The sequence below is a fragment of the Lentzea sp. NPDC051838 genome, assembly GCF_040681245.1.
Taxonomy (GTDB): domain Bacteria; phylum Actinomycetota; class Actinomycetes; order Mycobacteriales; family Pseudonocardiaceae; genus Lentzea.
In genome coordinates this window covers 267,989-280,053 of the sequence record NZ_JBFAYI010000006.1, presented here as the reverse complement: position 1 = coordinate 280,053, position 12,065 = coordinate 267,989, and the positions used below count along the sequence as shown (strand labels likewise).

Here is a 12,065-nt window from a genome sequence, read left to right as displayed (position 1 = left end):
GTGGATCCAGCACAGTGGCTGGCGGACTACCAGGAACGCCTGGAACGAGTGGCTTACAGCGCGAGGTCCGCCAGCGCCAGCCTGGCCGAGGTCGGTGCCAGCGCGACCTCGCCACGCGGTGAGGTGACGGTGAGCGTCAACGCGGGTGGTGTGCTCGGCGACGTCGCGCTGACGCCGGCGGCGCGCAAGCTCGACGTCGACACGCTCGCGATGCTGATCGTCAGCACCGCGAGGGAAGCGCAACGACTGGCGAGCGCGCGGATGACCGAGGTGATGGCGGACTACCTCGGCGAGAGCGACGCCCTGCACCAGATCACGAAGCACCTGCCGGAGGCCGTGCGATGACGGCGTTCCAGACCGATCACGAGCAGCTGCGCCGGCACGCCGCGACGCTCGCCGGATACGCGGACCAGTTGTCCTCCACGGGAACGGGACTGCCGGACCAGCTCGGCCAGGACTCGCTCGGCTCGTTCGCCCAGTTCCTCACCGCAGGGCTTGGCAGCGCGATGAACGAGACTCTCGACGCCTTCACGCACATCGCGTCCACAATGGACAAAGTGAGTGAGGGAATGCGCAACACGGCAGATCTCTACCAGCGCACGGACGACGACAACGCGGCAGCGGTGGTCGGAGCCGGCCGATGACGGACACAGGCACGATCACCGCACTGCTCAACGAGCTCCGCACCACCACGAACGCCATCGCCGGCGACCAATGGCTGACCCAGGACCTCGCGAGCACTCCGAAAGCGGACATCAGCGAACTGGGCTCGAACGGGAAACCGTTGCAGGCCTTGGACAGCGCGGGCGTCGGCTTCCTCACGCCGATGGTCTCGTTCCTGGACGAGCCGCTGAACCAGCTCAAGGGCAACCCGGACGGCGTGCAGCAGGGCGCTGCAGAGTTCGAGAAGGCGGGCAAGGCGGCCACGGGTCTCGCGAGCGACTACGAGAGCAAGGCGAAGAGCGAGACCAGCGGCTGGGAAGGCCAGAGCGCGCAGGACTACGCCAAGACCGGCAAGCAGCTCGTCGACGGCGTGATGTCCGTCGCCGAGACCGCCCTGACCAACGCGAGTGCGCTGATCAAGGCGGGTCAGGTGGTCGCGCAGGTCGTCGCCGAGGTGACCAGGTTGATCACCGAGGCGGTCGGCAAGATCGTGCCGATCATGACCCAGGCGATCGCGGCGGCCGCGGCGACGTTCGGGGCCAGCGTCGCCGCGGCCATCCCGCAGTGCGTGCAGATCGCCGTCGAGTGCGGCACGCAGATCGCCGCCAAGCTCGGTGAACTGCTGGCCAGCGGCGAGAACCTGATCAAGCTCGTCGAAGGCGCCCAAGCGGTGTTGAAGGTGGTCAAGCAGGCGATGTCGGTGATCGGGGAGCAGGCTCAGGGCAGCGGCTCCGCGAAGCTCCCGACGGCATCGCGGACCGGCTCGGCGACGCTGTCGGCAGCGTCGCCGAGCCAGTAGTCACGACGTCAGGATCGCCCGCGCCAGAGCCGCGGTCTCGGACGGCGTCTTGCCGACCTTGATCCCGACCGACTCCATGGCCAGCTTCTTGGCCTCCGCCGTGCCCGAGGACCCCGAGACGATGGCGCCCGCGTGCCCCATCGTCTTGCCCTCGGGCGCGGTGAAGCCGGCGACATAACCCACGACGGGTTTGGACACGTTGTCCCGCACGAACTCCGCGGCCCGTTCCTCCGCGTCTCCGCCGATCTCGCCGATCATCACGATCAGCTCGGTCTCCGGATCCGCCTCGAACGCCGCGATGGCATCGATGTGCGTGGTGCCGACGATCGGGTCGCCGCCGATGCCGACGCACGTGGTGAACCCGAAGTCCTTCAGCTCGTGCATCAGTTGGTACGTCAGGGTTCCCGACTTCGACACCAGTCCGATCGAGCCCGGTTTGGTGATGTCGGCGGGGATGATGCCCGCGTTCGACTTGCCGGGACTGATGATGCCTGGACAGTTGGGCCCGATGATCCGCGTGGATTTCCCTTGCGCGTGAGCCCAGAACTTGGCCGTGTCGTGCACCGGTACGCCCTCGGTGATCACCACGGCCAGGCCGATGCCCGCGTCGACGGCCTCGATCACCGCGTCGCCGGTGAACGCGGGCGGCACGAAGAGCACCGACACGTTCGCGCCGGTCTCCTCAATCGCCTCGGCGACCGTGCCGAACACCGGCAGGCTGACATCGTCGAACGCAACGGACGTTCCGGCCTTGCGCGCGTTCACACCACCCACGACCTGCGTGCCCGCGGCGAGCATGCGACGGGTGTGCTTGGACCCCTCCGACCCGGTCATGCCCTGCACGACCACGCGGCTGTTCTCGTCGAGGAAGATGGCCATCAGGACTCCTTACCTGCACCGGCGAGCGCGGCGGCACGACCGGCCGCGTCGTCCATCGTGTGCGCCACGGTGATCAGCGGGTGTCGTGCTTCGTCGAGGATGCGGTGGCCTGCTTCGGCGTTGTTGCCGTCGAGCCGCACGACCAGCGGCTTGTCGGCGCGGTCGCCCAGCAGCCCGAGTGCTTGCACGATTCCGTTGGCCACCGCGTCGCACGCGGTGATGCCGCCGAACACGTTCACGAACACGCTGCGCACCGACGGGTCCGAGAGGATCACGTCGAGCCCGTCGGCCATCACCTGCGCCGAGGCGCCGCCGCCGATGTCGAGGAAGTTCGCGGGCGCGGCTCCGGCCAGTGCCACGACGTCCAATGTGGACATGACGAGACCCGCGCCGTTGCCGATGACACCGACCGTGCCGTCGAGCTTGACGTAGTTGAGCCCCTTCTCGGCCGCCCGCACCTCCAGCGGGTCACCCTCCGCGCCTGAATCGGTGCGGGAGTGCCGGAACGACGCGTTGTCGTCCAGCGTCACCTTGCCGTCGAGTGCGAGGATCTGTCCGGATTTGGTGAGCGCCAACGGGTTCACCTCGACTAATGTCGCGTCCTCGGACACGAAGACCTTCCACAAAGCGGAAGCGATCTCGTTCACCTGTGCGGCGATTTCCGGTGAGAACACCGCAGCTGCGTCAAAAGCCGAAGCTGGCATTCGAGTGATCGAGTCCGCCATCTCCTCGATCTCCATGCCGCCGGTCGCCGACGCCATCGCGATGAACGTCCTGTTGGCACGGTCGAGCAGGAACGAGAGGTAGTACTCCTCGGCGATCTCGCTCGCCTCGGTCACCAGCACCTTGTGCACGGTGTGGCCCTTGATGTCCATCCCCAGGATGGCCTCGGCAGCGGCAAAAGCTTCGTCGGGCGACGAAGCGAGCTTGATGCCGCCCGCCTTGCCGCGCCCGCCGGTCTTGACCTGAGCCTTCACGACCACGGTCCCACCGATGGAAGCGGCCGCCTCGCGCGCGGACTCAGGAGTGTCCGCCACGAGACCGCGCGGAACGGGCACTCCGTGGCGCTCGAAGAGGTCCCGCGCCTCATGTTCGAAAAGATCCACCGTCTACGTCCTCTCGCCGAAAACTTGCGGCCATCTATGGACATCCGGTTGGTAGCGGAGTAACGATATGCCTACCTCATACGGTATGCAATCTACAGTTGAGAGCCTCAGGGGAGCTGATCGCCGATGACGAGTTCCGCGGAGCCGGAGTCGATTTCCGGTGGCCACCTGGTCGCCAAAGCGCTGAAGGCCGAGGGTGTCGACACCATCTTCACGCTGTGCGGTGGACACATCATCGACATCTACGACGGCTGCGTGGACGAGGGCATCGCCGTCGTCGATGTCCGTCACGAGCAGGTAGCCGCGCACGCAGCGGACGGCTACGCACGCATCACCGGCAAGCCCGGATGCGCCGTGGTGACCGCGGGGCCGGGCACCACCGACGCCGTCACGGGCGTCGCCAACGCCTTCCGCGCGGAGAGCCCGATGCTGCTGATCGGCGGCCAGGGTGCGCTGAGCCAGCACAAGATGGGCTCACTGCAGGACCTCCCGCACGTCGACATGATGACGCCGATCACCAAGTTCGCCGCGAACGTCCCGCACACCGCCCGCATCGCGGACATGGTGTCGATGGCGTTCCGCGAGGCCAACGCCGGCGCGCCCGGCCCGTCGTTCCTGGAGATCCCGCGCGACGTTCTCGACGCCAGGGTTCCCGTCTCCCAGGCCCGCATCCCGCAGGCCGGCCACTACCGCGCCTCCACGCGCAGCCTCGGCGACCCGGCGGACGTCGAGAAGCTCGCGGACCTGTTGGTGCACGCCAAGAAACCCGCGATCCTGCTGGGCAGCCAGGTGTGGACCACGAGGGCCACGGACAGCGCGATCGAGCTCGTCCGCACCCTGAACATCCCCGCCTACATGAACGGCGCGGGTCGCGGCACCCTGCCGCCCGGCGACCCGCACCACTTCCAGCTGTCGCGCCGCTACGCCTTCGACAACGCCGACGTGATCGTCATCGTCGGCACCCCGTTCGACTTCCGGATGGGGTACGGCCGCAGGCTTTCGCCGAACGCGACGGTCGTGCAGATCGACCTCGACTACCGCACCGTCGGCAAGAACCGCGACGTCGACCTCGGCATCGTCGGCGACGCGGACCTCGTGCTCTCGGCCGTCACGCAGGCCGCGTCCGGTCGCGAGGACAACGGCGCGATGGGCCGCAAGGTGTGGCTGGAGGAGCTGCAGGCGGTCGAGGAGCAGTCCCGGCAGAAGCGCGCCGAGCACCTGCGGTCCGACGACATGCCGATCCACCCCTACCGGCTGGTGAGCGAGATCAACGACTTCCTCACCGAGGACTCCATCTACATCGGCGACGGCGGCGACGTCGTCACGTTCTCCGGTCAGGTCGTGCAGCCGAAGTCGCCCGGCCACTGGATGGACCCCGGTCCACTCGGGACGCTCGGCGTCGGCATCCCGTTCGTGCTCGCGGCCAAGCTCGCGCGCCCGGACAAGGAGGTCGTGGCCCTGTTCGGCGACGGCGCGTTCAGCCTCACCGGCTGGGACTTCGAGACGCTCGTCCGTTACAACCTGCCGTTCGTCGGCATCGTCGGCAACAACTCGTCGATGAACCAGATCCGCTACGGCCAGGCCGCGAAGTACGGCCTCGAGCGCGAGCGCGTCGGCAACACGCTGGGAGACGTGAAGTACGACCAGTTCGCCAAGATGCTCGGCGGCTACGGCGAGGAAGTGCGCGACCCCAAGGACATCGGCCCCGCCCTGCAGCGCGCCCGCGAGTCCGGCAAGCCGTCGCTGATCAACGTGTGGATCGACCCCGACGTGTACGCGCCGGGAACCATGAACCAGACGATGTACAAGTAGGTGAGCTGAGATGGCACAGGCCCTGGAGGGCGTCAAAGTCCTCGACATGACGCACGTGCAGTCCGGACCGTCGTCGACCCAGCTGCTCGCCTGGCTGGGCGCGGACGTCATCAAGCTGGAGACGCCCGGCAAGGGCGACATCACCCGCGGCCAGCTGCGCGATCTGCCCAAAGTGGACTCTCTCTACTTCACGATGCTCAACTGCAACAAGCGGAGCATCACGCTCAACATGAAGTCTCCGGAGGGCAAGGAGGTCTTCGAGAAGCTCATCGCGGACGTCGACATCCTGGTCGAGAACTTCGGACCCGGTGTCGTCGAACGGTTCGGCTACCCGTGGGAGAAGCTGCAGGAGCTCAACCCCGCGCTGATCTACGCGTCCATCAAGGGCTTCGGTCCCGGCCGTTACGCCGACTTCAAGGCGTACGAGGTGATCGCGCAGGCCATGGGCGGCTCGATGAGCACGACCGGGTTCGAGGAAGGCCCTCCGCTCGCCACCGGCGCCCAGATCGGCGACTCGGGCACCGGCATCCACCTCGTGGCGGGCATCCTCGCCGCGCTGTACCAACGCACGAACACGGGTCGTGGGCAACGCGTCCAGGTAGCGATGCAGGACGCCGTGCTCAACTTGTGCCGGGTGAAGCTGCGCGACCAGCAGCGGCTCACCCACGGGCCGCTGGGGGAGTACCCGAACGAGCAGTTCGGGGACGAGGTGCCCCGCTCCGGCAACGCATCCGGTGGTGGCCAGCCCGGCTGGGCGGTGCGCTGTGCCCCCGGCGGCCCCAACGACTACATCTACGTGATCATCCAGCCGGTCGGGTGGGCGCCGCTCACCGAGCTGATCGGCCGGCCGGAGCTCGCCGAGGACCCGGCCTGGGCCACGCCCGAGGTCCGGCTTTCCAAGCTGGACAAGGCGTTCGCGCTGATCGAGGAGTGGACGGAGAAGCACACCAAGTGGGAGGTGATGGACAAGCTCAACGCCCACAACATCCCGTGCGGACCCATTCTGTCCACAAAGGAGATCATCGAGGACGAGACGCTGGCCGAGCTCGGCACCGTCGTCGAGGTCGAGCACCCCGAGCGCGGCTCGTTCAAGACCGTCGGCAACCCGCTCAAGCTCTCCGACTCCGACGTTTCGGTGCAGCGCCCGCCGCTGCTCGGTGAGCACAACGACGAGGTGCTCGGCGCGCTGGGCTACAGCGCCGACCGCCTGGCCGAACTTCGCACCGCAGGCGTCATCTAATCCCTTAGGGAGAAGAATTCTCATGCCGGACAACGGCTACGACCGCGCCGCGGTCGAGAACGTACTCGCGAAGGTGCGGGCGGAGGGGCGGTCGTCCCTCACCGCGCCGGAGGGCAAGCGGGTCTGCGACGCCTACGGGATCGCGACCCCGGCCGAGGCGCTGGCGAAGTCGTCCGAGGGCGCCGTCGCGTTCGCCGAGGAGATCGGCTACCCGGTCGTGCTGAAGATCGTCTCACCGGACATCCTGCACAAGACCGAGGCCGGCGGCGTCCTGGTGGGTCTCAAGAACGCGGCCGAGGTCGCCGAGGGCTACCGCACGATCATCCACAACGCCAAGAACTACAAGGCGGACGCGGACATCACCGGCGTCCAGGTCCAGCAGCAGCTGCCGACCGGCAACGAGGTCCACGAGGTCATCGTGGGCGCGGTGACGGACGAGACGTTCGGCAAGATCGTCGCGTTCGGTCTCGGCGGCATCCTGGTGGAGGTGCTCAAGGACGTCACGTTCCGGTTGGCACCGACCAGCAACTCCGAAGCGCTGTCGATGGTCAACGGCATCGCGGCCGCCGAGATCCTGCGCGGAGTCCGCGGCGCGAAGGGCGTCGACGCGCACAAGATCGCCGACCTGATCCACCGCGTGTCGGACCTGGTGACGGACTTCCCGCAACTGGCCGAGGTCGACCTCAACCCCGTGCTGGCGACGCCTTCCGGAGCCACCGCGGTCGACGTGCGGATCCTCGTGGACGAGAACGCCGCGAAGGAGCCGCACCGGTTCACGCAGGACGAGATCCTCACCGCGATGAACCGCATCATGAAGCCCGCCGCCGTCGCCGTGATCGGTGCCTCGAACGAAGAGGGCAAGATCGGCAACTCGGTGATGAAGAACCTCGTCAACGGCGGGTTCGGCGGCGAGATCTACCCGATCAACCCCAAAGCCGACGAAGTCCTGGACAGGAAAGCCTTCGCCAGCATCGCCGACGTTCCAGGAGACGTCGACGTCGCGGTGTTCGCGATCCCGGCCAAGTTCGTGCCCGCGGCGTTGGAAGAGGTCGGCAAGAAGGGTGTCGCCGGCGCGATCATGATCCCGTCCGGCTTCGGCGAGACGGGCAACATCGAGCTGCAGAACGAGATCGTGGAGATCGCGCGCAAGCACGGCGTGCGCATCCTCGGCCCGAACATCTACGGCTACTACTACACGCCGGAGAACCTGTCGGCCACCTTCTGCACGCCGTACGACGTCAAGGGCGGCGTCGCGCTGTCGTCGCAGAGCGGCGGCATCGGCATGGCGATCCTCGGGTTCAGCCGGTCCGCGGGCATGGGCGTCAGCGCGATCGTCGGCGTGGGCAACAAGGCCGACATCGACGAGGACGACCTGCTGACGTTCTTCGAGCAGGACCCGAACACCCAGCTCGTCGCGATGCACCTGGAAGACCTGAAGGACGGTCGTTCCTTCGCGGAAACGGCGAAACGAGTCTCGGAAAAGAAACCGGTCGTCGTCCTGAAGGCCGGCCGCACCGACCAGGGCGCCAAGGCCGCGAGCTCGCACACCGGCGCACTCGCGGGCAACGACAGGGTCTACGACGACATCCTCAAGCAGAGCGGCGTGATCCGCGCACCCGGCCTGAACGACCTGCTGGAGTACGCGCGCGGCATTCCGCTGCTGGCCACGCCGAAGGGCGAGAACGTCGTCATCATCACGGGCGCGGGCGGCTCGGGCGTGCTGCTCTCGGACGCCTGTGTGGACAACGGGTTGTCGCTGATGACCATTCCGGACGATTTGGACGCGGCGTTCCGGAAGTTCATCCCGCCGTTCGGCGCGGCGGGCAACCCGGTCGACATCACCGGCGGGGAACCGCCCTCGACGTACCGGAACACGATCGCGCTCGGCCTTGCCGACGAGCGCATCCACTCGCTGATCCTGGGCTACTGGCACACCATCGTCACACCACCGATGGTGTTCGCGAAGCTCGTGGTCGACGTCGTGGAGGAGTACCGGGCGAACGGCATCCACAAGCCCGTCGTCGCGTCGCTCGCGGGTGACGTGCAGGTGGAGGAGGCCAGCGAGTACCTGTATCGGAACGGAGTGGTTGCGTATCCGTACACAACGGAGAAACCTGTCGCGGTACTGGGCGCCAAATACCGGTGGGCACGCGCCGCTGGGCTGCTTGGGTAGCGCTGGGTTTTCTGTGTAGCAAGGGAGAGATGGCCCGTCCGCGACCGTGACACGCCCACGGTCGCGAACCCGCCAGGGAGGTCAACGAAGACAGCCGGTCCTCTGGAGGTTGTTAACCGTGGATGATCCAAATCTGGTCGCCCGCACGGAAGTCAGTTCGCCACCTGAGAAGGAGCGCTTCTGGCCCGCGGGACGGCTGGAAGCGATGCCCATCAGGAAACTGCCCGACGCACCACCGTCGATTCACCTGCTGGGTCCCACTGTTTTCCTGGTGGCCCTTGGCGTGGGCATGGGCGAGTCCTACATGTGGCCGCGCCTGGTGCTGGTCTTCGGACCGGACATCAGGTGGCTCTTCCTGATCGGCGTGACGCTGCAGGCAGTCGTCATGCTCGAGATGGCGAGGTACGCGATGGCGACGGGGGAGAGCATCTTCTTCGGCGCCGCACGCGTGTTCAAACCGATCATGTGGTTCTTCTTCGTCGTAGCCATACTCGTCTACATCTGGCCAGGTCATCTCTCGGCCGGGGCGGCGGCCCTGGAACGGATCACGGGCATACCCTGGACGGTGTCGGCCTGTGTGGGCCTGATTCTCGTCGGGGTGCTCTTCAGCCTGGCCAAGGTCATCTACAACCTGCTCGAGAACCTGCTGTCCATCCTCATCGGACTGCTCGTCGTCAGCACGGCCGTGGTGGCGGCGATGGTCGGCACGTGGGGCGACCTGACCAGCACGATCACCGGCATGTTCCAGTTCGGGTACTTCCCGGCGCAGGCCATGTCGCCGGAGTGGTTCCCGATCATCGTCGGCTCGATCGCGTTCGCCGGCCCGTCCGGCATGCAGCAGATGTGGTACACGCTGCACCTGCGCGACAGCGGCGCCGGCATGGGCGCGCACATCCCGAAGCTGCGAGGGTTGCGGCACGCGGGTGAGGAAGAGCAGATGCCTTCCCGCGGCTACATGTTCGACACCGACGACAAGGCGGAGCTGGCCAAGTGGAAGGGCTGGCGGCGCTGGGTCACCTTCGACGCCCTGCTGTTGTTCTGGGGCATCACGATGCTCGTCACGGTTTCTTTCACGGTTCTCGCGCAGTCGGCTTCGCGGACCTCGCCGGACGTGAAGGCGCTGATCGAGTCCGGTGAGCGTGAGGCAGCACTCAACGCCATGTCGGACGCCTTCGCGTCAGCAGGCGGACCGGTACTGGGTGCGGTGTTCCTCGGGTTCATCGCGTTGATCGGCCTGAACGCGACACTGGGCCTGTTCGACTCGTTCTCGCGCGGCCAGGCGGACATGACGTACCACTTCGTGCCCGGCGCGAAGAGGTTCCGGATGTCGCACATCTACGCGGGTTTCCTGTGGGGTGTCATCACGTTCGGCATCCTGATCCTGCTGTTCGGACCGGCCGACGGACCGGGAGCGATTCTCGACGTGCTCGCGTTCCTGTCGACGTTCGCCATGGGCGCCTACTGCGTGGTGCTGCTGCTGGTGAACAACCGGATGCTGCCCAAACCCATCCGGCCCAAGCTGATCACGAATCTGATCATCGGCTTCGGCGCGGTGTTCTACCTGGGCATGCTGCTCTTCAGCCTCTTCAAGTTCGGCGTAGTGGTGGGCTGACGAATGCAGATCCGCGAAGGAATTCCCGGTGCTTTTGTCGGACTCGCTGCCGGGCTCATCGCGGGAGGGCTGGCCGCGCTCGTCGGCCAGCCGCTCGGGTGGGCTCTCGTCACGATGGTCGCTTTAGGACTGCCGCTGGGCGCGTTCGGTGGTGGTTTCGGCTTGCTGGTGGCTGCCGGCAAGCTTCCCGCGGGGCGGTTCGCTCCCGTGGCGCTGTACTGGCTGGTCGCGTTCCCGTTGGCGCGACTGATCCACGAGACCGTCGTGAGCCTGGTGCTCACCGGCCAGGTCCGACTGCCCTCGGACCTGGCCGGTTTCCTCGCCTACCAAGGGATCGTGAGCCTCGGCTGGGCCATCGGTTTCCTCTGGCTGCACGAACGCATCGCAATGCGCTTGCGAATGCGTTCCGCTGCCGCCGCCCGCTGACCTTCCCTTCCGCCGAAGGAGCCTGAGGATGCTGGATCTTCCTGTCTGGGTGTGGATCGCGACCATGGGCGGGATCGCCGCCGTGATCGCGTTCGACTTCTACCTGGTGGCACGAAAACCGCACGAACCGTCGTTCCGCGAGTCGCTGTACTGGGTCGTGTTCTACGTCGGCCTGGCCGTCCTGTTCGGACTCGGCGTGACGTTGTTCGCCGGACCCGGTCATGGCGGTGAGTTCTTCGCCGGCTGGATCACCGAGTACTCGCTGAGCGTCGACAACCTGTTCGTGTTCGTGCTCATCATGGCCAGGTTCGCGGTGCCGCGCGAGTACCGGCAGAAGGTGCTCATCGTCGGCATCGTCCTGGCCTTGTTGCTGCGGGCCGTGTTCATCGCACTGGGCGCGCAGGCGATCGCACGGTTCGACTGGCTGTTCTACCTCTTCGGCGCCTTCCTCATCTGGACGGCGTGGAAGTTGCTGCGCCAGGAGGAAACCGAGGAGGCCGAGTTCTCCGAGAACGCCGCGTTGCGCGCGGTGAAGAAGGTCGTGCCGGCCACGACGACCTACCACGGTGCGGCGTTGACGACGCGCATCGACGGCCGTCGGGTGGTGACGCCGATGCTGATCGTCATGGTCGCGGTCGGCACCACGGATCTGCTGTTCGCGGTGGACTCGATCCCGGCCATCTTCGGGCTCACCAAGGAGCCTTATCTGGTGCTGACCGCCAACGCGTTCGCGTTGATGGGCCTGCGCCAGCTGTTCTTCCTGGTGGGCGGCCTTCTCGATCGGCTGGTGCACCTGAGCAAGGGCCTTGCGGTGGTGCTCGCGTTCATCGGGCTCAAGCTCATCTTCGAGGCGATGCACCACCACGGTGTTTCGTGGGCTCCGGAGATCCCGATCGTGGTGTCTCTCGGGGTGATCCTGGTGACGCTCGCCGTCACCACGGTGTGGAGCCTGCACACCTCCAAGCGGGCCGCCCAGTCCGCCGTGGAGGGTGCCGAGAGTGCCCAAAGGAGCGACGACGCTCCCGTTCGGGACTCTCAGCCGTGAATCGTGTGGCCTTCGGCGTCCTTTCGGAGCGTCTGGGCCACGGCCGCGACGGCCTCGGCGTCCTTGCGCTGCTCGTTGAGCGCGGTGGACAGTCCGAGGCCGAGCGCGCGGCCGTCGGCGGAGAATCCGGCGCGCGGCTCGGAGAGAGAGCGCGCGAAGTTCTTCAAGCGAGACATGGTTTTCCTACTCTCCCGGTCGATGGTCGTTCCCGAGGCGTGCAGCAGCCCATCAGGCACTGTCACACGGGATCGGCGAGGTTGCGGCTGGGGTCTTCGCCACTGGATACCCACTGCGTGGCTACCTCATGTGG

The 12,065-nt window shown here is 66.8% G+C and carries 12 protein-coding genes; 9 read left to right on the top strand and 3 right to left on the bottom strand.

Going from position 1 to position 12,065, the window contains the following annotated elements:
• From AB0M24_RS17200 to AB0M24_RS17190, 3 genes are read left to right on the top strand one after another with little or no spacing between them, the layout of a single operon-like run.
• A complete protein-coding gene (locus AB0M24_RS17200; protein ID WP_363767789.1) occupies positions 1 to 345 on the top strand; it encodes a YbaB/EbfC family nucleoid-associated protein in 345 nt (114 codons plus the stop codon).
• A complete protein-coding gene (locus AB0M24_RS17195; RefSeq protein ID WP_363767786.1) occupies positions 342 to 644 on the top strand; it encodes a type VII secretion target in 303 nt (100 codons plus the stop codon). Before AB0M24_RS17200 ends, AB0M24_RS17195 begins: the two co-directional genes overlap by 4 nt.
• On the top strand, positions 641 to 1,462 hold the full coding sequence (locus AB0M24_RS17190) for a hypothetical protein (RefSeq protein ID WP_363767783.1): 822 nt from the start codon (positions 641 to 643) through the stop codon (positions 1,460 to 1,462). The genes AB0M24_RS17195 and AB0M24_RS17190 overlap by 4 nt, the downstream gene beginning before the upstream one ends.
• Here the strand turns inward: AB0M24_RS17190 and sucD are convergent, their stop codons facing one another.
• Together sucD and sucC are read right to left on the bottom strand one after the other, a co-directional pair.
• Positions 1,463 to 2,341, bottom strand: coding sequence for a succinate--CoA ligase subunit alpha (gene sucD, locus AB0M24_RS17185; protein WP_363767780.1), 879 nt, complete (start codon positions 2,339 to 2,341; stop codon positions 1,463 to 1,465). It abuts the gene before it with no gap.
• A complete protein-coding gene (gene sucC / locus AB0M24_RS17180) occupies positions 2,341 to 3,447 on the bottom strand; it encodes an ADP-forming succinate--CoA ligase subunit beta (RefSeq protein WP_363767777.1) in 1,107 nt (368 codons plus the stop codon). The genes sucD and sucC overlap by 1 nt, the downstream gene beginning before the upstream one ends.
• A 126-nt stretch (positions 3,448 to 3,573) precedes the next feature.
• On the opposite strand from sucC, the gene AB0M24_RS17175 reads away from it, so the two are divergent.
• The 6 genes from AB0M24_RS17175 (at position 3,574) to AB0M24_RS17150 (ending at position 11,755) form a co-directional block, all read left to right on the top strand.
• Positions 3,574 to 5,259 carry a thiamine pyrophosphate-binding protein gene (locus tag AB0M24_RS17175; protein ID WP_363767774.1) on the top strand — a complete coding sequence of 562 codons (1,686 nt, stop codon included), beginning with the start codon at positions 3,574 to 3,576 and terminating at the stop codon, positions 5,257 to 5,259.
• Positions 5,260 to 5,269: 10 nt separating this feature from the next.
• Complete coding sequence (gene frc, locus AB0M24_RS17170; protein WP_363767771.1) at positions 5,270 to 6,499, top strand: formyl-CoA transferase; 1,230 nt, start codon at positions 5,270 to 5,272, stop codon at positions 6,497 to 6,499.
• A gap of 22 nt (positions 6,500 to 6,521) precedes the next feature.
• Positions 6,522 to 8,672 carry an acetate--CoA ligase family protein gene (locus tag AB0M24_RS17165; protein ID WP_363767768.1) on the top strand — a complete coding sequence of 717 codons (2,151 nt, stop codon included), beginning with the start codon at positions 6,522 to 6,524 and terminating at the stop codon, positions 8,670 to 8,672.
• 118 nt (positions 8,673 to 8,790) lie between these two features.
• The gene (locus AB0M24_RS17160; RefSeq protein WP_363767765.1) at positions 8,791 to 10,284 is read left to right on the top strand and encodes an Nramp family divalent metal transporter; all 1,494 of its coding nucleotides are present in this window, start codon (positions 8,791 to 8,793) and stop codon (positions 10,282 to 10,284) included.
• Between the two features lie 3 nt (positions 10,285 to 10,287).
• Positions 10,288 to 10,710, top strand: a complete 423-nt coding sequence (locus tag AB0M24_RS17155) for a hypothetical protein (protein ID WP_363767762.1) — start codon at positions 10,288 to 10,290, stop codon at positions 10,708 to 10,710.
• Between the two features lie 28 nt (positions 10,711 to 10,738).
• On the top strand, positions 10,739 to 11,755 hold the full coding sequence (locus AB0M24_RS17150; protein WP_363767759.1) for a TerC family protein: 1,017 nt from the start codon (positions 10,739 to 10,741) through the stop codon (positions 11,753 to 11,755).
• Here the strand turns inward: AB0M24_RS17150 and AB0M24_RS17145 are convergent.
• Positions 11,746 to 11,931 carry a hypothetical protein gene (locus AB0M24_RS17145; RefSeq protein ID WP_363767756.1) on the bottom strand — a complete coding sequence of 62 codons (186 nt, stop codon included), beginning with the start codon at positions 11,929 to 11,931 and terminating at the stop codon, positions 11,746 to 11,748. The genes AB0M24_RS17150 and AB0M24_RS17145 overlap by 10 nt on opposite strands.
• Positions 11,932 to 12,065: the final 134 nt, after the last annotated feature.

Coding starts and splice junctions, on each gene's coding strand:
- AB0M24_RS17195 (WP_363767786.1), top strand. CDS start 342: ATGACGGCGTTCCAGACCGATCACGAGCAGCTGCGCCGGCACGCCGCG.
- AB0M24_RS17190 (WP_363767783.1), top strand. CDS start 641: ATGACGGACACAGGCACGATCACCGCACTGCTCAACGAGCTCCGCACC.
- sucD (WP_363767780.1), bottom strand. CDS start 2,341: ATGGCCATCTTCCTCGACGAGAACAGCCGCGTGGTCGTGCAGGGCATG.
- AB0M24_RS17175 (WP_363767774.1), top strand. CDS start 3,574: ATGACGAGTTCCGCGGAGCCGGAGTCGATTTCCGGTGGCCACCTGGTC.
- frc (WP_363767771.1), top strand. CDS start 5,270: ATGGCACAGGCCCTGGAGGGCGTCAAAGTCCTCGACATGACGCACGTG.
- AB0M24_RS17165 (WP_363767768.1), top strand. CDS start 6,522: ATGCCGGACAACGGCTACGACCGCGCCGCGGTCGAGAACGTACTCGCG.
- AB0M24_RS17155 (WP_363767762.1), top strand. CDS start 10,288: ATGCAGATCCGCGAAGGAATTCCCGGTGCTTTTGTCGGACTCGCTGCC.
- AB0M24_RS17150 (WP_363767759.1), top strand. CDS start 10,739: ATGCTGGATCTTCCTGTCTGGGTGTGGATCGCGACCATGGGCGGGATC.
- AB0M24_RS17145 (WP_363767756.1), bottom strand. CDS start 11,931: ATGTCTCGCTTGAAGAACTTCGCGCGCTCTCTCTCCGAGCCGCGCGCC.